Origin of the sequence: Haloactinopolyspora alba (assembly GCF_003014555.1) — a bacterium.
GTDB classification, from domain to species: Bacteria; Actinomycetota; Actinomycetes; order Jiangellales; family Jiangellaceae; genus Haloactinopolyspora; species Haloactinopolyspora alba.
On the sequence record NZ_PYGE01000001.1, the window covers coordinates 387,031 to 408,513 of the forward strand.

Below are 21,483 nucleotides of genomic sequence, written 5' to 3' on the forward strand. Positions count from 1 at the left end.
CGCCTCGGCCGCCGGGTCACCCCGAACCCCACTGCTGACGCAGATGGGCCAGCGCCCGCCGCTCGATCTGGCGGACCCGTTCGCGCGTGATGCCGTAGACCGACCCGATCTCGGCCAGCGTCCGCGGCGCGGTGCCGTCCAGCCCGAACCGCCGCACGAGCACGTCGGCGCTGCGCGGACCGAGGGCCGCGGCCACCTGCCGCAGCGAGGCCGCGACGTCGATCTCGGCGTCGACGCCGGCGCTGAAGTCGGGGACCGCGCGGACCCCGTGCTCGGGACGGAACTCACCCGACCCCGCGGCCGCGGGGTCGACCCGCCGGGCCGCCACCGGCTGGACTCGGCCACGGGCCAGCGCCCGCCGTACGGTGCGCTCGTCCAGGCCCAGGTCGGCGGCCAGGGAGGAGTCCGTCCAGGCGGCGCCCCGCCGCCGGAGTTCGGCCACCCGCCCCTCGACCCGGCTGATGACGGCGGTCATGTACGCGGGCACCCGGATGGCCCGGGACTGGTCGGTCAGCGCCCGCACCACGGCCTGCCGGATCCACCAGGTGGCGTAGGTGGAGAACCGGGTGCCGCGGGTGTGGTCGAACCGCTCGACAGCGCGGATCAGGCCGACGTTGCCCTCCTGGATCAGGTCCAGGAGATCGAGCCCGCGGCCCTGGTACCGCTTCGCCACGGAGACCACGAGCCGCAGGTTCGACGTCACGAGCCGGTCCCGCGCCCGTCGGCCGTCCTCGGCGACGGCGGCCAGCTCGCGCTGACGGTGCGGCCCCACGACACCGGGAGCCGCCGCGAGGTACTCGGCGAACATGCCGGCCTCGATCCGCTTGGCCAGGTCGACCTCGTCGGCGGCGTCGAGCAGCGGATGCCGGCGCACCTGGCGCAGATAGTCCGCGGCCGCATCGCCGGAGACGATCCACTCCGTGCCGGCGCCGTCGGCGTCGCGGCTCGCCCGCGGGGCACAGCGCTCGCTTTCGGGACGGCCGCGGACGGGGTACGGCCACCGGAACCGGTGCCGGACGTAGGACCCGCCGCGTCGTCTCGCCCTGGCGTGCAGGCCGGTGCCGCCACGAGCGAGCTGCGGCCGGTCGCGGCGCGAAGCGCGATGCTCGAACATACGTGTCATGAACACTCCCCACGTCCGGTGATGTGCTCATTATGACGAGCCGCACCGACAATCTCTCCTCGGCGGTCCGGCGCGGCCCCAGCTGGCCCGCACAGCTCACGAAGGACGGAACCCGGCGTTCCTCACGTCCTGGCGAGCCGGCGAGTGGCGAGCGTGCCCATGACCGCCGCCAACGCGCCCATCGCCACCAGCGCGGCGACGTTCCACCCGTCTCCGTGCCAGGGGTCGCTGACGGCCGACACCAGCGAACCCATCGGGGTGAGGTCGGCGAGCGTGTTGACCGTGTCCGGCAGCAGGTACGGAGGCGGCCCGCCGCCGGCGACGAAGAACAGCCCGAAGAACAGGAGCAGGCCAGTCCCCTGGGCGGCACGTGCGGTGGGCAGGACCACGCCGAGGAACACGCCGATGCCCGCGAAGGCGAGCACGCCCACGACGAGCCCGACGGCGACGCCCGCCGCCGACGACGGCGCGGTCAGGTCGAAGGCCGTGAAGCCGATCGTGAGCATGACGCCGACACCGACGGCCGCGAGCACCGCCACCATCACCACCTGCGCGGCGACCATCGTCCACGCGGACACGCTCGCGGCCCGGAAGCGGCGCAGCACACCGCGCTCGCGATACGCAGCCAGGTGTGTGGGCACGCCGAGGAAGCCCATCACGGCGATCGCCGCGGAAGCGTAGACCGGGACGTAGAAGTCGGTGCCGCGCAGCCCGCCCATCTCCGGGTCGGGCTCGTTGCCGAACGACCCCGCGAGCAGCACCATCAGCAGGGTCGGGAACGCGAGGCCGACGAGCATCGTCAGCGGCTCGCGGGACAGAAGCTTGATCTCGGTCCAGATGACGTGCGCGGTCATGTCGGCCCTCCGTCGGTTCGGTCTCAGTCGCGCAGCGTGCGGCCGGTCGTGGCGAGGAACACGTCCTCGAGCGTGGGGTGATGGGTGCGGAAGTCCGACGGGGTCACTCCCCTTTCGGCCAGTGCCGACGCGACCCGGACCACGCAGTCGCCGGCACCGGCCACGGTGGCGACCTCGCCGGTCCTGCGTACGGAGCTCACCCCGGGAACCGCCGCGAGATGGGCCGGGTCGTGCCCGTCGGCGGTGAACGTCATCGTGATGTCCCCGCCCAGCCGGGCCGTCAACATGCCGGGCGAGTCGAGTGCGACCACCCGGCCACGGTCCACGATGGCCACCCGGTCGCACAGCGCTTCGGCCTCCTCCATCAGGTGGGTCACCAGCACGACCGTCGTGCCGTTGTCCCTCGCGGCGCGGACCAGGTCCCAGGTGGAACGGCGCGCCTGTGGATCCAGGCCGGTCGTGAGCTCGTCCAGGAAGACGATCTCGGGCCTGCCGAGCAGCGCGAGCGCGAGGAAGAGCCGCTGCTGCTGACCGCCCGACAGGGCGGCGAAGGCCCGGCCTCGCACCGCGGTCAGGTCCCAGGCGTCGAGGATCTCCGCCACGTCGAGCGCGCTCCCCCGTCCCGCGGCGAACAGCCGGACCGCCTCACCCACCCGGAGGCGGTCCGGCAGCGCGGAGGACTGCAGTTGCGAACCGATCCGGCGGCGCACCCGGTCCGGACGGCGGTCCGGGTCGGTCCCCAGAACCTCGACGGTCCCCGCGTCCCGGCGCCGCAACCCCTGCAGGCACTCGACCGTGGACGTCTTGCCGGCGCCGTTGGGGCCGAGCAGACCGAAGATCTCGCCCCGGGCGACGGTGAAACTCACGTCCTCAACCGCGAGGACGTCGCGGTAGCTCTTGCGACAGTGTTCGACGGAGATGACGGCGTCCATGCCCGGCACGCTAGGGACCCGCCGCGGACGCGGTCGTCGGCCGAACGATGCGTCCGCACTACTCCGAAGGTGGTATCTCCGCCGCGCCCGGCCGGACCAGCCCGGTCTCGTAGGCCAGGACAGCCGCCTGGACCCGGCTTTCCACGCCGAGCTTCGTCAGCACCCGGGACACGTGGGTCTTGCAGGTCAGCTCGGAGATGACCAGCCGGCCGGCGATCTCGCGGTTCGAGCAGCCGCGCGCGAGCAGCTCCAGCACCTCACGTTCGCGACCGGTCAGCTCGGCGAGCCCGGCCGGTTCACGGGTGTCGCGGCGCATCCGCGTCGCGACGAGGTGATCGACCAGGCGGCGCGTCGTCGTCGGGGAGATCACCGCGCCGCCGCGCACGGCGGCTCTGACGGCATCGAGCAACTGCGTCGGCGGCGTGTCCTTAACCAGGAACCCGACCGCACCGGCTTCGAGCGCGTCGAAGACGTTCTCGTCGGTGTCGAAGGTCGTCAGGATCAGCACCCTGGGCGGCTCGAGCTCGGCGAGGATGCGGCGGGTCGCCTCGATACCGTCGAGCCGCGGCATCCGGATGTCCATGAGCACGACGTCCACGCGGTGCCGGAGCGCGGCGTCCACGGCCTCGGCGCCGTCGTCCGCCTCGACGACCACGTCGATGCCGGGGTCGTCGTCCAGCAGCGCGACGAACCCCGCCCGGACGAGCTCCTGGTCGTCGACGACCATGACCCGGATCACGACGCAGCTCCCGGCTCCGCGGTCTCGAGCGGGAACCGTGCCCGCACCAGGAACCCGTCGGGCTCGGGCGCGGTCTCGAGCGTGCCGTCGTACAGTGCCACCCGCTCAGCCATACCACGCAGCCCTTGCCCCGGAACGGGACTCTCCCGGCGCGCCCGGCCCTGGTCCTTGATCCGTATCACGAGCTCGTCGGCGCGGTAACCGATGGTCAGCTGCGCCCGTGCCCCGCCGGCGTGTTTGACGACGTTGGTCAGCGCCTCCTGCACGACCCGGTACGCGGCGAGGTCGAGCCCTGGCGGGAGCGGCCGCGGCGCGCCGTCGGTCTCGACGGTCACGACGACACCCGCGTCCGCGGCGGCGGCCACCAGGCCGGCCACGTCGTCCAGCCCTGGCTGCGGACCGGGCCGCGGTCCCGCCGGGTCCGGATCGCGCAGCACCGTGAGCATCCGCCGCATCTCGGACAGCGCTTCGCGCCCGGTGCGCTCGATGGCCGACAGCGACTCGCCGGCCTTGGCCGGCCGCGACTCGATCAGATGCGCACCGACGCCGGCCTGGACGGTGATCACGCTCATGGCGTGCGCGATGACGTCGTGCAGCTCGCGTGCGATCCGGGCGCGCTCGTCGGCCACCGCGCGGTCGGCGAGCTGGTGCTGGGCGGCACGGAGCTCGGCCGTCGTGGCCTCGAGCTCCGTCGCGTACGCCCGGCGCTCGGCGATCACCACTCCGAGCGCCCACACGACGACGAAGACGAGCGCGACGTAACTGAGGTCCAGGGCGTCGGTGTCCCACAGGCCGGCGAACACCGCTCCCATCATCCATGCCGGAACGGCCAGCGCGACGGCGCGCAGCCACAGCGGCCGCGCCCACGCACCGACCATGAACAGCGCGACCAGGGTCGGCAGCGACTGCAGGACGTGTCCGTCGCGCCCCATGTCGCCTCCGCCGGCCAGCCACAGCGGATAGACGACGCCGAAGGCCAGCGTGACCACCAGGGGGTTCCACCGCAGCGCCAGCAGCGGGACCGTGTTCGCCAGGATCAGCGCGGTCGCGGTGATCGGGGCGGCCCCGTCGAGGTCGCCGCTCCACCACGCCGACAACGCGAACACCACCGTGAGGACGGCGGTGAGCGTGGCGACGAACCACCTCGAGTACCACACCGGACCCGCGTCGTGGCCGTCCATGACGGTCCTACCCGCGCCCCAGGGCTCCGACTACGTGCTGCTCCACGCTGCCGATCGTACCGATGCGATTCTCTGCGCCGGGAGCAGCCGCACGGGCCACGATGTGGAGTTACTGCAACCGCGATGTGGGTCTGCTGGTGCTTCAGCGCCAATGACCCGGCATCGCCGGCGCGTCCAGACGGTGCACCTCGGCGCGCACCGGCTGCGTGCCGGACGCGTGCGCCTCGCCGGCCACGACGGTCACAGTGGTGACGGTCCCGTCGAAACCGGTCAGCTCGGTCCGCACGTCACCGGCGCCGGCCACGTGCAGCGTCCACGCCCGCCCGACCAGGTCGTCGGTTCGCCGGACGTCCGCGTCGACGTCGACCCGCGGGATCACCGCACCGGCGCGGACGAGGACGGGCATCCGCTCCAGCGCGACGTCGACCGTGTGGAAGCCCGGCCCGGTCCACGCGTCGCCGGTCAGCAGATCCACCCACCGTCCGTCCGGGACGTAGAACCGCCTGCGGACCGGCCCCGGGCCGTCGTCGAAGACCGGCACCACCAGGAGGTCGGCGCCGAGCAGGAACTCGTCGTCCAGGCCCGGGCACACCGGGTCGTCGGGAAACTCCAGCGCCAACGGCCGCAGCATCGGCAGACCACGCGCGGCGGACTCCGTCGCGCTGTTCCACAGGTACGGCAGCAACGAGTACCGCAACCGGACCCAGTCCCGCGCGATCGACAGGGCACGCTCCCCGAACTCCCAGGGCTCGCGTGGGCGGAGCCCGTGCGCACGCATCAGCGGCGAGAGCGCGCCCAGCTGGGTCCAGCGCACGTACAGCTCCGGGGTCAGCTCCGGGCCGTAGAAGCCGCCGATGTCGTGGCTCCAGAACCCGGGAGCGCTCAGCGCGTAGGACAGCCCGCCCCGCACCGTGGCCTGCATCCCCGCCACAGTGGACTCGGCGTCGCCCGCCCACTGACCCGGGTAGCGGTGCGACCCGGCCCACCCGCTGCGCCCCCAGACCAGCGGGTTGCGCCCGGTGCGGCTGCCGATCCGCTCGCTGACGGCGGCGTTGTACCGCAGCGGGTAGAGGTTGTGCGCGTGGTTGGCCGGGGTGCCGTCGGCCGGGGCGACGTCGTCGGGCAGTCCTTCGCCGAAGTCGGTCTTGAACACCGCGACGCCGTCGTCGAGGAACTCGTCATGCATCCGCTGCCACCACACCCGCGCGTCGGCGTTCGTGAAGTCGACGAGGGCGCGGTGCCGTCCGTCCGGCGTCGGCGTGCCGGCGACGTGCGCGACGCCGCCGTCCGCCCGGGTGACCAGGTATCCGTGCTCTTCGGCCTCCCGGTACCGCGGCGACACCGGGTCCAGGTAGGGAACCTCCCAGACCGACAGCCGGCAGCCGAGGTCCTCCAGGGCCGTCACCAGCTCGCGCCGCTCACCGAACCGGTCGGTGTTCCACACGAAGTCGGTGTTCAACCGGTCGACCACCAGCCAGTCCGGGTCCAGGTGCAGCACGTCGCACGGCACCCGGTGTTCGCGCATCCCGCGGGCGACGGCCTCCATCTCCTGCCGGGAGTGGTAGCGGCACCGGCCCATCCAGTACCCGAACGCCCACAGCGGCGGTACCGGAGCCCGGCCCGTCAACCCGGTGTAGGCGGCCAGCCGGTCCTTCGGATCGGGCCCTGCCAGCACGTACAGGTCGATCGCCTCGTCCGCGACGCGCAGGCTCAGCACCGACGGGCGCACGTGGCCGACGTCGGCGTTGACCTCGGCGCCGGTGTTGAACAGTCCGGTGTAACCGGCCGTGGAGTGCCACACCGGCACCGGCTTGTAGGCCATCCCGGTTCCGGTGCCGAGCGCGTCGTCGACCCGGAGACGCAGCTGCTGGCCGTTCTTGACCAGCCGGCCGAACTGCTCACCGAACCCCAGCACGTCCTCGTCGGTGTCCAGCTCCAGCTGCAGCGTCGTCGTACCCGGCTCGGCCAGCACCGGCGGCGCCATCGGGAACCCCGCGACCTGGCGCAGCCGCTCGGCGGTGCGCAGCACCGTCCGCCCGGCACCGTCCAGCACGCGCACCGCGAACGGGGAGCGCCGCACGCGGACCCGGATGTCCGCACCCGCGACGGTCACCCAGGTGTCGTCGTCGGTCAGCTCGGGTTCGACACCACCGGGCCGCGTCACGATGCCGAGCCAGCTCGCGTCCTCGTGGTGCACCCGGGCCCGCGGCCGCGCGATCACGATCCGCGCCACGTCCGGCGCCGCGAGAGAGACGGCGACCTCGAACCGCTCGGGGGTGACCCCGGGCAGCTCCAGGTGCGCCGGCAGGTTGGGCATGGTGACCTCCACGCCCTGGTCGGTCAGCGCCTCCCCGGTGAGCCACCCGGGCGTCCCGGGCAGCTCCACGGCGGGCAGCGCCGCCACCCCGAACCGCACGACATCGCCCACCAGGGTCACGTCGGTCACGTGCCGCAGCACGTACGCGCCGCCGTCTCCGGCCGGTCCGTTCATCCCTTGACCGCTCCGGCGGTGATGCCCGCCACGAAGTAGCGCTGCAGCAGCACGTACGTGATCGCCATCGGCAGCGAGGCGATGACGACGCCGGTGAACAGCAGCGGATAGTCGGTGAGGAACTGCCCCTGGAAGTCCAGCAGCGCCAGCGGAATCGTCTTCTTGCTGTCCGAGCTGATGAACAGCAGCGGATAGAGCAGGTCGTTCCACTGGATGACGAACAGGAAGATGGCCGTGGCCGCCAGCGACGGCTTCGACATCGGCAGCACGATCGACCAGTACGTGCGCAGTGGTCCGGCGCCGTCCAGGGAGCTCGCCTCGTAGGCCTCCCGCGGCAGCGTCTTCATGAATCCGCCCAGGATGAACACCGCGACCGGCAGGCCGACGACCACGTTGATGATCACCAGCCCGATCCGGCTGTCCAGCAGTCCCAGCTGGTTGAACAGGGCGTACTGCGGAATCATGTTGGCCTGCGCGGGCACCGTCATGCCGAGCACCAGGAACCCGAAGATCAGCCAGCCGGGCCAGCCGGGGATCCGCGCGGTCGCGTAGGCGGCCAGGCTGCCGATGAACAGCGTCAGAGCCACCGAGCTGCAGGTCACCAGCACGCTGTTCAGGAAGGCCTGGGACAGGTTCTGCTCGTTGAGCACGGTGTCGTAGTTGTCGAACGAGATCGACGACGGCAGCCCGAACGGTGAGTCGAACAGCTCGGGTGTCGTCTTGAACGACCCGAAGAACACGACGGCGAGCGGCACGAGGATGATGACGGCATAGATCGTCAGCACGACGCCGCGGGTGAGGTTGAACCGCATCAGCCGACCTCCTCAGACGTCCTTCTGGGTGAACTTCAGGATCCGGCGTTGTGCCAGGACGACCGCCGCGATGAACGCCATGAAGATCAGCGACTCGGCCGCGGCGTAGCCGAACTCGGAGTTGGCGAAGCCGGTGTAGATCCGGGTGGAGAGGATGTCCATGCTGTACCGCGGCGGGTTCCCGCTCAGGCCGAGGATGAGGTCGAAGGCCTTGAACGACTGGATCGTGGTGTAGGCCACGACGATGGCCGTCGCCGGGGCGATCATCGGCCAGGTGATCGCGGTGAACTGCTTCCACTTGCCGGCGCCGTCGATCTCGGCGACCTCGTACAGCTCGGCGGGCACCGACTGCAGCCCGGCGATGAAGATCACCATCATCTGGCCGGCGTGGAACCAGATCTGGGTGATCGCCACCCAGTAGATCGCCGCCGTGTCGTTACCCAGGTACGACGAGGTGAACTGTTCGAGCCCGACGAACTCGAGCACGCGGTTCGCCAGGCCGAAGTTCGGGTCGTAGATGAACTTCCAGGTGTAGGCGACCGACACCGACGACAGCACGGTCGGGAAGAAGAACAGCCCACGCAGCAGCGTCGACGCGGTCGTGTTCTTCACCAGGAAGATCGCCAGGCCCAGCGCGAAGATCGTCTGGAAGACCACGACGACGAGCATGAACTTCAGGTTGTTCGTCAGCGCGTTCATGAACAGGTCGTCGCCGGTCAGGATCCGTTCGAAGTTGCCGAGCCCGACGTTGTCGTAGTCCGCGCTGAACCCGTCCCAGTTGGTTCCCGAGTACTGCACGGCCTGCAGCGTCGGCATGGCGAAGAACACGACGTAGATCGCCAGTGCCGGCAACGGGAACAGGTACAGGGCCGGGTGGACGCGGCCCGCGCGGCGACGTCCACGGCGCCCGCTCGTCCGGCCGTGGCCGGGCGAGCGGGCGGACTCCGTGGACCACTCCGGCTCGGTGGTGGTTGGCACGCGAACTCCTCGTGTCCGTGCGAGGGGGGTCAGCTGCCGATGCGCTGGTCGATGATCCCCTGCGCCTTCTCCGCCGCCTGCTCCGGCGAGTCACCGCCGACGACGTCGATGCAGGCCTGCTCGGCGGCGTTGCGGATGTCCAGGTCGGTGAACTGGAACCGGGGAGCCAGCAACGTCTCCTTGCTCAGCCAGTCCGAGGTCGCGGCCAGATCCTCGTTGTCGTAGGTGACGTCGGCCACGGTCAGGTGCTGAACCGTGCCGTTGGCGTAGGTGCTGGCCGCTTCGGTCTCGCTGAGGAAACGCAGCAGCTCCAGAGCGCCGGCCTGGTTGTCGGACGCGGTGTTCACCCCGAGGATGAACGTCGCGTTGCGGATCCCCACGTACTTACGCTCGTCGGCCGAGACGGTGACCGGCGGCGCCATCCCCACCGGGAACTGCGCGCCGAGTTCACGCACGGCGGTGATGTGGAACGAGCCGGTCACCAGCAGCGCCGCATCCCCCTGCGCGAACAGCTGCTGGGCCGGCTCGACGGCGGTGCCGGTGGCGTTCGGCTGGAAGTACGGACGCAGTTCGGCGTACTGCGCGAGGGTGGTGAGGAACCAGTCGTCGGTGCACGCGTACTCGCCGGACTCGATCTTCGCGCACATGTCGTCCGACGGCGCGTTGTTCATGACCATGCAGTTGAACAGGTGACCGGCGTTGCCGATCTCGCCGCCGGGCCACGCCATCGGCACCAGGCCCGCGGCCACCACGTCCTCGCACATGGCCAGGAACGAGTCCCAGTCCGGCGGCGGCTCGGTGACGCCGACGGACTCGAGGATGTCGAGGTTGGACACCGGCTGGTTGAACACGAGCTGGTACGGCAGGCCGTACTGGGTGCCGTCGCTCTGGCCGACGTCGATGAGCGCGGGGTCGTAGCGCTCGACCACGTCGGTGCCGGACAGGTCCGCGTAGAGCCCGGCATCGACCATGTCGACGAACTGGGCGCCCCGGAACGCGACGAACAGGTCGCCGACGTTTCCGCTGCGGATGCGCTGCAGCGCGTTGGACTGGTAGTCGTTCGACGGGGAGATGTCCTGCGACACGCTCGCGTCCGGGTACTCCTCGCTGAACCGGGCGAACATCTTCTCGAGCACCGCCTGATCCTCGGCGCGCCAGTGCGCGAAGGAGATCTCACCCTCGACCGGACCGTCGGTGGGTAGCGCCTCGCCGCCTCCGCCGCCTTGGTCGCCCCCTCCGCCCGATCCCGGGCCGGCGCAGGCGGCCGGTACGGCCACGAGCCCGCTCGCGGCGAACATCTGCAGGATTCGGCGTCGGGTGTACATGGTGCCGTGGGACTTCTGGTTCATCGCAGCGCTCCTTCGCGACAGTGGTGCGCTCTCGCTCACCACTCGATGACAGGGATGTCGAGGAGGTCGGCGGCCGCACGTAGCTGCGGGCGGACGTCGGTCCATGCCAGCACGGTGTGGTGGGGGAACCCGCCGGTGACGAGACCGTGCACGAACGCGCCGGCGTCGCCGTCCAGGCGGACGTCGGCGGTGTTTCCTTGGAATCGGTTGTCCGCGGGCAGCGACTCGCCGGAGGCGATCAGCAGCCGCAGGCCGGTGCCGCCGTCGTTGCCGGTGGCGCCGGTGTTTCCGCCGGCGGCCGCCACGTCCTCCGTCAGCCGTGCCATCACCACCGGCCCGGTGCGCAGTGCGAAGTTGCCCGCGACACCGATCTTCCGGTTGCAGTGCACGGACTGCTCCGCCCGTGCGGGGTCCGCGGCGAGTTCGGTGGCCGCCGAGCCGCAGTGCCACAGCCGGACGACACCGGCGTCGGCGTCCAGGTCGACGGTGTCGACGAGATAGGTCGTCCCGGCACCCAGTGCCTGCAGCAGCAGCATCGTGACCGCGCCGTACACGTCCCGCTCGCACTGGGTGGGCACGCCGTCGTCGGCGAGCCGGGACAGTGAGGAGCAGGGGCACACGCCGAGCTGGGTGGGGAACTCCGGCCAGCACCGTACGGCGACCGCCGACAGTTCCCGTTGCGCCGACACGTCGCGCAGCGCGGAGGTCACGGCGGCGTGCCTGCGCACCTCACCGGGGTCGATCGCCGACAGCCCCGGCCGATCGGCGCTGACCGCGGCGAACTCCTCCTGCTGCGCCGACGGCGACACGTCGCGTACCCGCTCGAACGCCTCGTCGATGCCGATGGCGTCGACACCGAGCCCGAACAGCTCCTCGAGCAGCTGCGGGTCGTACTCACAGGGGGTGAAGCCGGGAGGTGCGTCACCGACAGCGCCGATCGTCCGGCCGCGCAGCCGGTCCAGCGCCTCCCGCGCGTGGGCCTCGTCGCCGCGTTCCCGCGACACCGTGGGCAGTTCGGGAGCGGGCGGCAGCTCGCCGTCCAGCGCTGCCGCCAGCGCGGTGCGCACCCCGTCCTCGTGCGGGTCGCCGTAGAGCAGGCGCACCTGCCCACCCGATCGCACCAGCGCGTGCCCGTACAGGTTCGCCCCGCACAGCGAGTTCAGCCACAGCCGGTCACCCACCTCGCCCGGCTCGCGGAACGCCCACAGCAGGACCGGGCGGCCGAGGTCGCCGTAGAGCCGCAGGGCGGGGTTGGCGTCGGAGAAGGACGCACACACGTTGACGACCAGGTCGGCCGAGCCGTCGACGTACTCCGCGGCCTTCTCCGCGTCGTCCGGCGTGAGCACGAGCTGCTCGGGGCCGGTGACCTCGGCTCCGAGTTCGGCCACCAGCTCACGGGCGGCCCGGGCCCGTTGCTCCGCGGCCTCGACGACGAAGGTCGGCCGGGCGGTGGCGATGACGACGACGCGTGTCACGGCGCTCACCTGCCGACCGTCGAGTCGACGACGTCGCACAGCGCGCGCAGCCTCGGCACCGCGGACTCGTGCAGGTCCCGCTCGAGGTCCGGCGCTCCGATGCACGACGCCCACACCGCGCGCCCCGCGAGGAAGCCCGCGGCACCCTCGCGGCAGGCCAGTTCCACCGCCCTCGGGAAGTCGTCCTGCTCGACGCCGCTGGACAGCACCACCCACGGCCCGGCGACCGATTCGGTGATGCGCGCACACCGACGGCGCACCGAGTCCGGGTCGCCGCGCCCGTGCAGCGGAACCTCCGCCTTGTACAGGTCCGCCCCGAGCGAGCCGAGCTCGGACGCGGCGGCGAGCACTCCGTCGTCCCAGTCCCACTCTCCGCCGGACACGGGAGGGCGGGAGACGGGTTCGACGATGCTGATCAGGCCGGCCCGGCGGCACATGTCGACGAACTCCTCGACCATCGCGATCCGGTGAGCCGGCGCCCCGTCCGGCCGGTGGAGGATCAGCAGCTTGAGCGCGACCGCGCCCTGCTCCTTCACCGCACGAGGGTCGACGTCCCGGTCGATGCTGGTGCGCCCCACCAGCTCACCGTGGTCGGGCTCGAAGTGGTCGGCGGCGGCGATGAGCCCGCACCCGGGCGCCAACGCGCCCTCGTCGACCACCGGGTCGAGGCCGAACTGCCGATCGACGAGCACGGCCGAGGCGTGCGGGCTGAGGATCCGGGCGGCGGCCACCTTGAACCGGGTCAGCTGCGCGTCCGGCACGGGCGCGTCCTGGTGCCCGGCGAACATCGCCCGCAGCGCCTCGCGCTGGTCGACGGCCAGCATGGCGTAGGCGCCGGACGGACGCCGGAGGGCGGACAGGTCCGGCGTCGTTCCCGCTTCCGGTGCCGTGCTCATCGAGTCTCCTCTGTCGGTGCTGCGGTCAGGACGTCCACCGGCCGGCCCGCGGAGGTGACGGCGGATCCGAGGACGGCGCGAACGTCGGCGTCGGTGGGGATGGCGGATCGACCGTCGACTCCGCGGCACGACAGCGCGGCCGCGACGTTCGCGTACCCGGTGGCCTCCGGTGGCGTCATGCCGTGGGCCAGCCCGGCGAGCAGGGCCCCGTGGAAGACGTCGCCGGCGCCGAGAGTGCTGACCACCTCGACGTCGTGCCCGGGCACCGTGTGCCGCGCGCCCTGCGAGTCGGCGACGACGGACCCCGCGGCCCCGTCCGTCGCGACGACCGTCCCCGCACCTTCGGCCAGCGCCGACGTCAGCAGCTGCGGCACCGGAGCGTCCCCGTAGCGCAGGACGAGCGCGTCCACGGTCGGCACGTACAGGTCCACCCCGGCCGCGGTGAAACCGAGGATCGGGTTGCCGCCGTCGACCGACAACCGGGGGCGGCGCCGGGCGGAGAACCGGGTGAGCTGGTCGTGGATGGCGGACCAGCCAAGATGGTCCGCGTGGACCCATTCGGCCGCGGCGACGAGCTGGTCCGCGCGCCCGTCGGCGAGGATCCGCAGCGGCGGCACCACACGGGTGTGGATTGCCCGGGTGCCGCGGCCGGCGTCGGCCACGATGACGCTCGCGCCGGAACGCTGACCGGCGACGACCTCGACGGCCGACACGTCCACGTCCTCCTGGCGCAGGGCGGCGAGGATGCGTTCGCCCTCGCCGTCGTCGCCGACGCTGCCGACGATCGCGGACGGGATCCCGAGCCGAGCCGCCGCCACCGCCGCCGTCGCCGCGGGACCTCCGCCGGCGTAGGTGACGTCCCGGGCCACCTGGCGCGAGTCCGGCTCGGGAAACGTGTCGACCAGAGCGATCGCGTCGAGCGTCGCCGCACCGACGAAGACCAGCTTCGGTGTTGTCACCATCCGCACTCCTGAGCCGCTCGGCGCGATTCGTAGTGAGGGAAACTAAACACACAATGTTGGAAAGTCAACAGTTACACTCGGGTCAGCAGGACAACAGGCAGGGGTGAACATGAGCGGTGTCGGCTCGTCCCGCGAAAACGCTGCAGCGCAGCGCAGGGCTGAGATCATGCGGTTGCTGCACGTCCACGGTTTCCAGTCCGTGACGCACCTGACCGAGTTGCTCGACGTCTCGGACATGACGGTCCGCCGGGACCTCAAGCGCCTCGCCGACGCCGGTGAGCTGCGTGTGGTGCACGGCGGGGCCAGCCTGCTGCACGCCACGCTGCGAACCGCCGACTTCACCAGCAGGGGCGCCCAGGAGCGCACCGCCAAACGCCGGATCGCCCAGCGCGCGGCCGCATTGATCGAGCCGGACGCGACCGTGGCGATCGACGCCGGCACCACCACGTTCGAACTGGCGGTGACGCTGCCGACCGACTTCCGCGGCTGCGTGATCAGCCACTCCGTCCCGGTGCTGCAACACATGCTGAACGTGCCGAAGGCCACGGTGATCGGCCTGGGCGGCGAACTGCTGGCCGACAGCCAGGCGTTCGTCGGTTCACTGGCCACCCAGGCGCTGGCCGGGCTGGGCGCCGACGTCGTCTTCCTCGGCGCCGCGGCGATCGGTACCAACGATCTGTTCGTCGCGACCGGTCACGAACGACCGACCAAGCAGGCGCTGATCGGATGCGCCGAACGTGTCGTCCTGCTCGCCGATCACTCCAAGTTCGACACCACCGCCCCGGTCCGGCTGGGACCGCTGGACGACGTCGACACGCTGGTGACCGACCGGCCGCTCACCCCCGAACTGGCCGAGGCGTTCGACGTCGCCGGCGTGACCGTGCTGACCGCGGAGGAATGACCGTGCTCGACGACCGATGGGAACGCGCCGCGACGTACGGCTTCACGACGACGGGCGTGCCACCGTCGTCGTTCGTCGCCAAGCCGCGCAGCCACGACGACGGCCCCGCCCATGGGATGTTCCTGGGCCCGATCGGCGGCCCCGCGTTCTCCCGCGACCTGACCGGCCGGTTCAGCCGGTGGCACCTGCAGCCGGGGACGCATCTGCTCGCCGACGTCGACGCGGCCTTCCTCGCCGTCCACTGGGAGGCCGGCGGCGAGCACCGGCACGTGCTGCTCCGGGCGGACGAGGTGGGCCGGCACGAGACGGCGGTGCTGTACCCGGTCGCGCACGAACGCTTCTCCGGGGCGGATCTGCCGTTCGTGCTCACGCTGAGCTCTTTCTCGCCGGTGATACCGGGCCTCGAGGAGGAGTCCGGCCTGCCGGTTGTGCTGTTCGACGTCCGGGTCGAGGCGGCGGCCGGCACGTCTCGCCTGCCCGCTCTGGACGTCGCGCTGTTCTGGCCGAACCTGAACGGGTGGAACCCCTCGATGCTCACCTCCGACGACCGGGGCGACCGGGCCTGGCCGGGTCACCACCACGCCGGCAACACGAACACCCCCGTCGACGACGGGCTCGCCGGCGCGTCCGTGCTGCAGGGCCGCGAGACGCCCGGACCGCTGAACCCCGGGCAGCAGGTGTGCCTCAGCGTGACCGGCGACGCTGACGAGTTCACCCGGCAGGTGCAGTTCAAGACCGACCAGAACGCGACCGGGGTGCCCGAGAGCCGGCAGGTGTTCACCCTCGGCGCGGTGCGGCACGGGTTCGCGACGACCGGCCGGCTCGGAATCACCCCGGACGGAAGCTGGTCCGCGCACTGGCACGAGCCCGTGGGCTCGGCCGTGGCCGGGCATGTCCGCGCCGGCCGCGACTCGGCCGCGGTGCGGTTCGCCGTCGCCTTCGACTGGCCGGCGGTCCGCTTCGGGGCCGGACGGACATGGCGTCGTCACTATGCGGCGGGCGACGAGCGGCCGAGCGCGGTGGAGCTGGCCACCAGGGCTCACCAGCACGGCGACGAGTGGCTCGGCGCGATCGACGAGTGGCACCGGCGGACCCTGGGCCGGGTCACCGCCGCCGGCTGGTCAGCACCGGTCGCCGGATGCGTCGTGAACGAGCTCGGCCTCGTGTCGGCACTGGGCAGCGCATGGGTCGACGGCACCTTCGCCGGGCACGAGCCGCCGGACGCGGTACTGCGAGGCGACGAGCACGTCGCCGTCCTGGAGGGCTTCGACGAGGGGTACTTCTACTACAACACCAGCGACCTGTGGCACTACGCCTTCCCCGCGTTCACGCTGCACTGGCCCCGGCTGGCCGAGACGGTGTTCGCCGACCTCGGCGACGCGCTGTCCGGGGAGGACGCGACGGTCCGGCCGGTGTACCGGGTCGGCGAGCACCGCCGGCTCCTCCGAGCGAACCGGCTGCCGCACGACCTGGGCAGCCCGATGGAGGATCCGTTCGTCCGGCTCAACGGTTACGTGATGCGCGACGACCCGAACACCTGGCGTGACTCCGCGCCGGCGCATGTCCTGGCCCGGCTGTTGCACGCGAAGCTGCAGGGAAAGCCGGTGAGCGAGCCGGCGTGGCACCGGCTGCGCGCCGCGGCGGAAGCGGCCGCCGCCCAGGTGACCGACGGCAGCGGCGTGCCACGGCACGACGAGTTCGGCGACTCGACCTGGGACAACCTCGCGCTCAGCGGACACTCCACCTACGCCACGGCCCTGTACACGGGCATGTGGTCGGTCCTCGCCCAGCAGGCCGGCGCCCGCGGCGAGGACCCCACGGCGTACGAGGCCCGGCGCGATGCCGCGGCCGACGTGCTCGGGCAACTGTGGAACGGGGAGTTCTTCCGGGCCGCGTCCGAGGGCAAGTACGTCGAGGCGGTCATGCCCGACTCGGCGTGGGGACTGTTCTACGCCGACCTGTGCGGCGCGACGACCGGCGTCGACCCGGAGCGGATGCGCGCTCACCTGCACGCGGCGTACGAGATCTGCCACCTGGGATACGACGGCGGCCGCGTCGGCCCGCTGCTCATCGGGGAGCGCGGACTCTCGGCGTACGAACGCGACGGCGGCGAGGAGCTGCAGGTCAACGAGGTGCTCATCGGTTCGGCGTGGATGTTCGCCGCGATGCTGCGACACTACGGGCTCGCCGACGACGCGGACCGGGTCGCCGCCAGTCTGCGCGAGGTTCTCTACGGCGGCAGCGGGCTGCAGTTCCGCACCCCTGCGGCCATCGACCGGGCCGGCCGGTTCCGGGCACCGCTCAACATGCGCCCGCTCGCGATCTCGTGGCTCGCCGTCTGAATGTTGTCAGCGGCGCCGCGCTCGCTTGCGTCCTTTGGCCTTCAGATGCGCCTCGTACGCAAGGCGTTCCTCGGTGACGACGCGGCCGGTGCGTTCGGCGAGGCCGAGCAGGTCCCAGGTGTCAATAGCGGTGATCCCCTTGCCGGAGGCGAACCGGAGGGCGTTGCCGTCGTCAGTGACGTACACCGCCTGGCCCGAGCGCCACACGGGCCTCTCAGAGACCGAGCATGTCGGCGAGTTCGTCAGCCGAAGGGCGGCTACGTTCCGGCCGGTCGATCACGACGTCGTCCAGGTCGGTGTCGAGCATCCACGCCAGCGTCCCAGGGGTGATCTCGCCGTTTGCGATTCGCTTGCCGTGGGCTTCCTGGAGGGAAAGCGGGAAACGGCGGGCCGCGGCCGCGTTCATGCGCTCGGTGATCGGGTCGAACAGCATCGTGAACGGGCCCCGCTTGACCGGCTTCTCCCCAAGGTCGCCGCCATGGCGCCGCAGCAGCCGCTGCGTGGAACCGCTCAACAGGCCGCGGGTTTCCTCACCGACCGGGATGCGGAGTGCATCCAGCCGAGTGAGCAGCGCCCCGGTCGACACTCCGGACTCCCAGACGAAGAGGGCGAGGTCGCGGGGGCCGATCGTCTCCCAGTCGGTCCCGGACAGGTCACTCTGCAGCATCAGCAGGTCCGCCGCGAAACGGTTCGCGGCACCCTCGCGGGCGTCGTTGCCGCGCGGGTTGTCCAGGTCGTGGTGCCCCAAGGCCAGATGCCCCAACTCGTGGGCCAGAGAGAAGTTGGAACGGAACCAGTTGGCGTGTGCGGCCAGCACGATCACATGCCGCCCACCGATCGTCACCGAGTAGTCCGTGCTCAGCCCCGGCACCCGAACGACATCCACGTCGAGCGCGGCCTCCAGCCGGTCCGCGAACTCCCTCACGAAACCGTCAGCAAGGACCTCCCGGACGCCTTCCACCGTGCCCGGAAGCGCCTTCGAGGGATGGTCCGCATCCGGGTACGCCTGCCGGTAGGCGTGAGCCACGGCGGACAGCACGTCCTCGTCCTGCTCGAACCCGGGGACCCCCCGGATGCCCGAGTAGTGGTCGAACTCGTGCCGCGCAGCCACCCGCACCCGCTGCGGGCTCTCCTGCCCGGTGATGAGCCAGTGCAGGTCCACGTCCAGGATTTCGGCGATCTTCGCGAGTTCGATCGACGCGAACCCGCGCTGCCCGTTGAGTGCTCGCGACAGCGCGTCCGCGGGCATCTCCACCTGCTCCGCGAGACTGCGTTGCGTCATGTCGGACGGCATAGCGTCGCGGACGCGCACGCCGATAGCGACCAACCCGTCATCCATGCACCCACCATACGTCGACGTTGGGAATTTCCCAATTCACCGACGTCGAGTCCGGCGGCGCATGCCTGCACCACGAGCACGGTCACGTCGCCACCCCATGCAACGGAAACCCCCTCTTGATCGGGGCTCGGCCTTCCCTTATGGTCAAGGGACAGAGGTCAGACCAGATGGATGGTGAGCATGCCACAGCAGCCCCCAGATTTCCTCGCCCACCTGGACGGTGACTCCGTCGCGGTCGCCGTGCGTACGGTACCGGCGGGCCCCGCCGAGGGCGCCTATCTCGACTCGCCCGGCACCATCGACGTCACCGTCGCCACCGAGGTGCCGCTCGGGCACAAGATCGCCCTCACGGACGTCCCGGCCGGTCAAGACGTCATCGAATACGGCGTCCGGGTCGGTGTCGCCAGCGCCGACATCACGAAGGGCGATTACGTGCACGTTCACAACCTGAGGAGTGCTCGATGGCAGAGCAGCGTCGCCTGAACGGCTACCGGCGGGAGAACGGCGCGGTGGGCATCCGCAACTACACCGTCGTCATCCCCGTCGACGACCTGTCCAACGCCGCCGCCGAGGCGGTCGCGAACATCGTGCCCGGTGTGCTGGCGCTGCCGCACGCCTACGGCCGGCTGCAGTTCGGCCCGGATCTCGACCTGACGTTCCGCACCCTGATCGGCACCGGCTGCAACCCGAACGTCGCCTCCGTGGTCGTCATTGGCATCGAGCCGAACTGGACCGGGCGGGTCGTCGAGGGCATCGCCGCCAGCGGCACCCGCGTCGCGGGGTTCTCCATCGAGGGCAACGGCGACCTGCGCACCATCGAGGCCGCCGCGCGCACCGCCGCGCAGTTCCTGCAGGACGACTCCGAGCGCACCCGCGAGCCGGTCGAGCCCGGCGAGATCATGATGTCGATCAAGTGCGGCGAGTCGGACACCACCAGCGGCCTCGGATCGTGCCCCACCACGGCCGAGGCGGTCGACCGGTGGGTCGACGCGGGCGGCACGGTCCTGTTCGGCGAGACGACCGAGCTGACCGGCGGCGAGCACCTGATCGCCGAGCGCTGCGTGAACGACGAGGTGCGCAAGCGGTTCCAGTCGCTGTACGACAACTACATCGACGTCGTCGAACGCTCCGGGGCCAACCTGCTCGGCTCGCAGCCGACCCAGGGCAACATCAGCGGCGGGCTGTCCACCATCGAGGAGAAGGCGCTGGGCAACATCGCCAAGACCGGGACCAAACCGGTCGTCGGTGCGCTGGGCGCGGCCGAGGAGCCGCGGTCGGGTCCGGGGCTGTACTTCATGGACACCTCGTCCGCGGCCGCCGAGTGCATCACGCTGATGGCCGCGGCCGGCGCCGCGATCCACCTGTTCCCCACCGGCCAGGGCAACGTGATCGGCAACCCGATCGAGCCCGTGGTGAAGCTGACCGCGAACCCGCACACCGCCGAGACGATGACCGAGCACATCGACCTCGACGTGTCCGGCCTGCTGCGGCGCGAGTACGACCTCACCGCCGCCGGCGACCAGCTGATGGACGTCATCGGCCGCACGGTCAACGGCCGGCGCACCGGCGCGGAGGTGATGGGTCACCGCGAGTACGTCCTGACCAAGCTCTACCCGAGCGCATGACCCGTCGGGAGGCAATCGTGACCGACACCCCGGACAACCGCCCTCGTGCCGGCCACCTGATCGACGGACACTGGTCGCAGGCGGGCACGCTGACGGACGTCCTCGATCCGGCGGACGGCTCGGTGGTGGGCTCGGTCCGGCACGGCGGCGCCGCCGAGGCCTCGGCCGCGGCGGACGCCGCCGGCGCCGCGTTCCCCGGGTGGGCCGACACGCCCGCCCGCGCACGCGCCGACGTGCTCAACCGCGCCGCCGAGACGATCCGCGGGCACGCCGACGAGCTGGGCCTGCTGCTGGCGCGCGAGTCGGGCAAGCGGGTTCCGGAGGCCGTGGCCGAGATCGGCCTGTCGGCGGAGTACCTGCGCTGGTTCGCCGAGCAGTGCCGCCGGCCCGACGGCGCGGTGTACCCGCACGAGGCCGACGACCGCCGGCACCTGTCCGTGCGCCGCCCGGCGGGTGTCGCCGCCTGTCTGACGCCGTGGAACTTCCCCTGCTCCATCCAGGCGCGCAAGCTCGCCGCGGCGCTCGCGGCCGGGTGCACGGTGGTGGCGCGGGTCTCGGAGCGGGCGCCACTGGCGGTCACCGAGATGTTCCGGCACATGGCGGACGCGGGCCTGCCGCCCGGCGTCCTCAACCTGGTGCACGGACCGGCGGCCGAGATCACCGGCGCCTACCTCGAGCACCCGTCCGTGCGCGTGGTGTCGTTCACCGGCTCGACCGAGGTCGGCTCGACGATCATGGCGAAGGCGGCCGGCCGGATCGTCCGGCCGCTGCTCGAGCTCGGCGGCAACGCGCCGTTCCTCGTCTTCGACGACGCCGACCTGGACCGCGCGGCCGATGCCGCCATGCTCGCGAAGTTCCGCAACACCGGGCAGTCGTGCATCGCGGCCAACCGGTTCCTCGTCCACGAATCCGTGCACGACGAGTTCGTGCAGCGGCTCAGCGCGCGCATCGACGCGATGACCGTCGGACCCGGCTGGGCCGAACCGGTGCCCGACCTCGCCGCGTGCATCGGCGACGACCGGGTGCGGGCGGTTTCGGCGCTCGTCGAGCAGGCCGTGTCGGCCGGGGGCAAGGTCGTCACCCGGGCGGCGGATCCACCGGGCACGGGCGCGTTCCATGCGCCCGCACTCGTCGTGGACGCTCCCGACGACGCCGACCTCGCCACGACGGAGGTGTTCGGCCCGGCGGCCGGCGTCTTCCGCTTCTCCGACGAGGACGAGGCGCTGCGCCGTGCCAACGACACCGAGATGGGCCTCGCCGCCTACGCTTTCACCCGCGACGCCGACCGGTTGTGGCGGATGGGCGAGCGCCTGCAGGCCGGGATCATCGGGTTCAACCACCCGCTGCCCACCGCGTGCTTCGCCCCGATGGGCGGAGTGAAACAGTCCGGGCTCGGCCGCGAGGGCAGTGACGTGGGGCTCGAGGAGTTCCAGGACATCCACTACGTGGCGGTGGGCCTGTGAGCCCCCGCCGGCCCATGAGCA

The 21,483-nt window shown here is 71.6% G+C and carries 19 protein-coding genes; 5 read left to right on the top strand and 14 right to left on the bottom strand.

The features are described 5' to 3' along the window. Positions 1 to 16: 16 nt before the first annotated feature. The 12 genes from CLV30_RS01745 to CLV30_RS01800 form a co-directional block, all read right to left on the bottom strand. Entirely contained in the window at positions 17 to 1,123 is a 1,107-nt protein-coding gene (locus CLV30_RS01745) for a sigma-70 family RNA polymerase sigma factor (protein ID WP_129710817.1), read from the bottom strand. A 122-nt stretch (positions 1,124 to 1,245) separates the two neighbouring features. Continuing rightward, a complete protein-coding gene (locus CLV30_RS01750; protein ID WP_106535442.1) occupies positions 1,246 to 1,977 on the bottom strand; it encodes an ABC transporter permease in 732 nt (243 codons plus the stop codon). A gap of 23 nt (positions 1,978 to 2,000) precedes the next feature. Continuing rightward, the gene (locus CLV30_RS01755) at positions 2,001 to 2,909 is read right to left on the bottom strand and encodes an ABC transporter ATP-binding protein (RefSeq protein WP_106535443.1); all 909 of its coding nucleotides are present in this window, start codon (positions 2,907 to 2,909) and stop codon (positions 2,001 to 2,003) included. A gap of 58 nt (positions 2,910 to 2,967) precedes the next feature. Continuing rightward, positions 2,968 to 3,636 (bottom strand): response regulator, encoded by a 669-nt coding sequence (locus tag CLV30_RS01760; RefSeq protein ID WP_106535624.1) that lies wholly within the window; start codon positions 3,634 to 3,636, stop codon positions 2,968 to 2,970. Between the two features lie 8 nt (positions 3,637 to 3,644). Further along, a complete protein-coding gene (locus CLV30_RS01765) occupies positions 3,645 to 4,829 on the bottom strand; it encodes a sensor histidine kinase (protein WP_106535444.1) in 1,185 nt (394 codons plus the stop codon). Between the two features lie 142 nt (positions 4,830 to 4,971). Next, positions 4,972 to 7,320, bottom strand: coding sequence for a glycoside hydrolase family 31 protein (locus tag CLV30_RS01770; protein ID WP_106535445.1), 2,349 nt, complete (start codon positions 7,318 to 7,320; stop codon positions 4,972 to 4,974). Beyond that, on the bottom strand, positions 7,317 to 8,132 hold the full coding sequence (locus CLV30_RS01775; protein ID WP_106535446.1) for a carbohydrate ABC transporter permease: 816 nt from the start codon (positions 8,130 to 8,132) through the stop codon (positions 7,317 to 7,319). The genes CLV30_RS01770 and CLV30_RS01775 overlap by 4 nt, the downstream gene beginning before the upstream one ends. Positions 8,133 to 8,144: 12 nt before the next feature. Next, entirely contained in the window at positions 8,145 to 9,110 is a 966-nt protein-coding gene (locus CLV30_RS01780; RefSeq protein WP_205740370.1) for a carbohydrate ABC transporter permease, read from the bottom strand. 29 nt (positions 9,111 to 9,139) lie between these two features. Then, positions 9,140 to 10,459 carry an ABC transporter substrate-binding protein gene (locus CLV30_RS01785; protein ID WP_205740371.1) on the bottom strand — a complete coding sequence of 440 codons (1,320 nt, stop codon included), beginning with the start codon at positions 10,457 to 10,459 and terminating at the stop codon, positions 9,140 to 9,142. 35 nt (positions 10,460 to 10,494) lie between these two features. Then, positions 10,495 to 11,943, bottom strand: a complete 1,449-nt coding sequence (locus tag CLV30_RS01790; protein ID WP_205740372.1) for a hypothetical protein — start codon at positions 11,941 to 11,943, stop codon at positions 10,495 to 10,497. Beyond that, a complete protein-coding gene (locus CLV30_RS01795) occupies positions 11,940 to 12,830 on the bottom strand; it encodes an aldolase (protein WP_106535447.1) in 891 nt (296 codons plus the stop codon). The genes CLV30_RS01790 and CLV30_RS01795 overlap by 4 nt, the downstream gene beginning before the upstream one ends. Beyond that, entirely contained in the window at positions 12,827 to 13,792 is a 966-nt protein-coding gene (locus CLV30_RS01800) for a carbohydrate kinase family protein (protein ID WP_205740373.1), read from the bottom strand. Before CLV30_RS01800 ends, CLV30_RS01795 begins: the two co-directional genes overlap by 4 nt. Positions 13,793 to 13,901: 109 nt before the next feature. Between CLV30_RS01800 and CLV30_RS01805 the strand changes: the two genes are divergently transcribed. Further along, positions 13,902 to 14,693 (top strand): DeoR/GlpR family DNA-binding transcription regulator, encoded by a 792-nt coding sequence (locus CLV30_RS01805; protein WP_129710818.1) that lies wholly within the window; start codon positions 13,902 to 13,904, stop codon positions 14,691 to 14,693. 2 nt (positions 14,694 to 14,695) lie between these two features. After that, the gene (locus CLV30_RS01810) at positions 14,696 to 17,035 is read left to right on the top strand and encodes a GH116 family glycosyl hydrolase (protein ID WP_165358405.1); all 2,340 of its coding nucleotides are present in this window, start codon (positions 14,696 to 14,698) and stop codon (positions 17,033 to 17,035) included. A gap of 6 nt (positions 17,036 to 17,041) precedes the next feature. Here the strand turns inward: CLV30_RS01810 and CLV30_RS01815 are convergent, their stop codons facing one another. Both CLV30_RS01815 and CLV30_RS01820 read right to left on the bottom strand, forming a co-directional pair. Further along, positions 17,042 to 17,242 carry a hypothetical protein gene (locus tag CLV30_RS01815; protein ID WP_106535451.1) on the bottom strand — a complete coding sequence of 67 codons (201 nt, stop codon included), beginning with the start codon at positions 17,240 to 17,242 and terminating at the stop codon, positions 17,042 to 17,044. Positions 17,243 to 17,249: 7 nt separating this feature from the next. Next, complete coding sequence (locus CLV30_RS01820) at positions 17,250 to 18,374, bottom strand: helix-turn-helix domain-containing protein (RefSeq protein ID WP_211299995.1); 1,125 nt, start codon at positions 18,372 to 18,374, stop codon at positions 17,250 to 17,252. A 180-nt stretch (positions 18,375 to 18,554) separates the two neighbouring features. Here CLV30_RS01820 and CLV30_RS01825 point away from each other — a divergent pair, with 180 nt between their 5' ends. Genes CLV30_RS01825 through CLV30_RS01835 form a run of 3 tightly spaced genes read left to right on the top strand, consistent with a single transcriptional unit; the run spans position 18,555 to position 21,462 of the window. After that, entirely contained in the window at positions 18,555 to 18,857 is a 303-nt protein-coding gene (locus CLV30_RS01825; protein WP_205740375.1) for a UxaA family hydrolase, read from the top strand. Beyond that, positions 18,836 to 19,999 carry a UxaA family hydrolase gene (locus tag CLV30_RS01830; protein ID WP_106535453.1) on the top strand — a complete coding sequence of 388 codons (1,164 nt, stop codon included), beginning with the start codon at positions 18,836 to 18,838 and terminating at the stop codon, positions 19,997 to 19,999. Before CLV30_RS01825 ends, CLV30_RS01830 begins: the two co-directional genes overlap by 22 nt. Positions 20,000 to 20,016: 17 nt before the next feature. Then, on the top strand, positions 20,017 to 21,462 hold the full coding sequence (locus CLV30_RS01835) for an aldehyde dehydrogenase family protein (protein WP_205740376.1): 1,446 nt from the start codon (positions 20,017 to 20,019) through the stop codon (positions 21,460 to 21,462). Positions 21,463 to 21,483: the final 21 nt, after the last annotated feature.

What these genes read in the sequence shown, in the direction of transcription:
- CLV30_RS01795 (WP_106535447.1), bottom strand. Translation starts at nt 12,830, where the DNA reads ATGAGCACGGCACCGGAAGCGGGAACGACGCCGGACCTGTCCGCCCTC.
- CLV30_RS01805 (WP_129710818.1), top strand. Translation starts at nt 13,902, where the DNA reads ATGAGCGGTGTCGGCTCGTCCCGCGAAAACGCTGCAGCGCAGCGCAGG.
- CLV30_RS01745 (WP_129710817.1), bottom strand. Translation starts at nt 1,123, where the DNA reads ATGACACGTATGTTCGAGCATCGCGCTTCGCGCCGCGACCGGCCGCAG.
- CLV30_RS01820 (WP_211299995.1), bottom strand. Translation starts at nt 18,374, where the DNA reads ATGGATGACGGGTTGGTCGCTATCGGCGTGCGCGTCCGCGACGCTATG.
- CLV30_RS01760 (WP_106535624.1), bottom strand. Translation starts at nt 3,636, where the DNA reads ATGGTCGTCGACGACCAGGAGCTCGTCCGGGCGGGGTTCGTCGCGCTG.
- CLV30_RS01830 (WP_106535453.1), top strand. Translation starts at nt 18,836, where the DNA reads ATGGCAGAGCAGCGTCGCCTGAACGGCTACCGGCGGGAGAACGGCGCG.
- CLV30_RS01765 (WP_106535444.1), bottom strand. Translation starts at nt 4,829, where the DNA reads ATGGACGGCCACGACGCGGGTCCGGTGTGGTACTCGAGGTGGTTCGTC.
- CLV30_RS01785 (WP_205740371.1), bottom strand. Translation starts at nt 10,459, where the DNA reads ATGAACCAGAAGTCCCACGGCACCATGTACACCCGACGCCGAATCCTG.
- CLV30_RS01755 (WP_106535443.1), bottom strand. Translation starts at nt 2,909, where the DNA reads ATGGACGCCGTCATCTCCGTCGAACACTGTCGCAAGAGCTACCGCGAC.
- CLV30_RS01800 (WP_205740373.1), bottom strand. Translation starts at nt 13,792, where the DNA reads ATGGTGACAACACCGAAGCTGGTCTTCGTCGGTGCGGCGACGCTCGAC.
- CLV30_RS01775 (WP_106535446.1), bottom strand. Translation starts at nt 8,132, where the DNA reads ATGCGGTTCAACCTCACCCGCGGCGTCGTGCTGACGATCTATGCCGTC.
- CLV30_RS01750 (WP_106535442.1), bottom strand. Translation starts at nt 1,977, where the DNA reads ATGACCGCGCACGTCATCTGGACCGAGATCAAGCTTCTGTCCCGCGAG.
- CLV30_RS01770 (WP_106535445.1), bottom strand. Translation starts at nt 7,320, where the DNA reads ATGAACGGACCGGCCGGAGACGGCGGCGCGTACGTGCTGCGGCACGTG.
- CLV30_RS01825 (WP_205740375.1), top strand. Translation starts at nt 18,555, where the DNA reads ATGCCACAGCAGCCCCCAGATTTCCTCGCCCACCTGGACGGTGACTCC.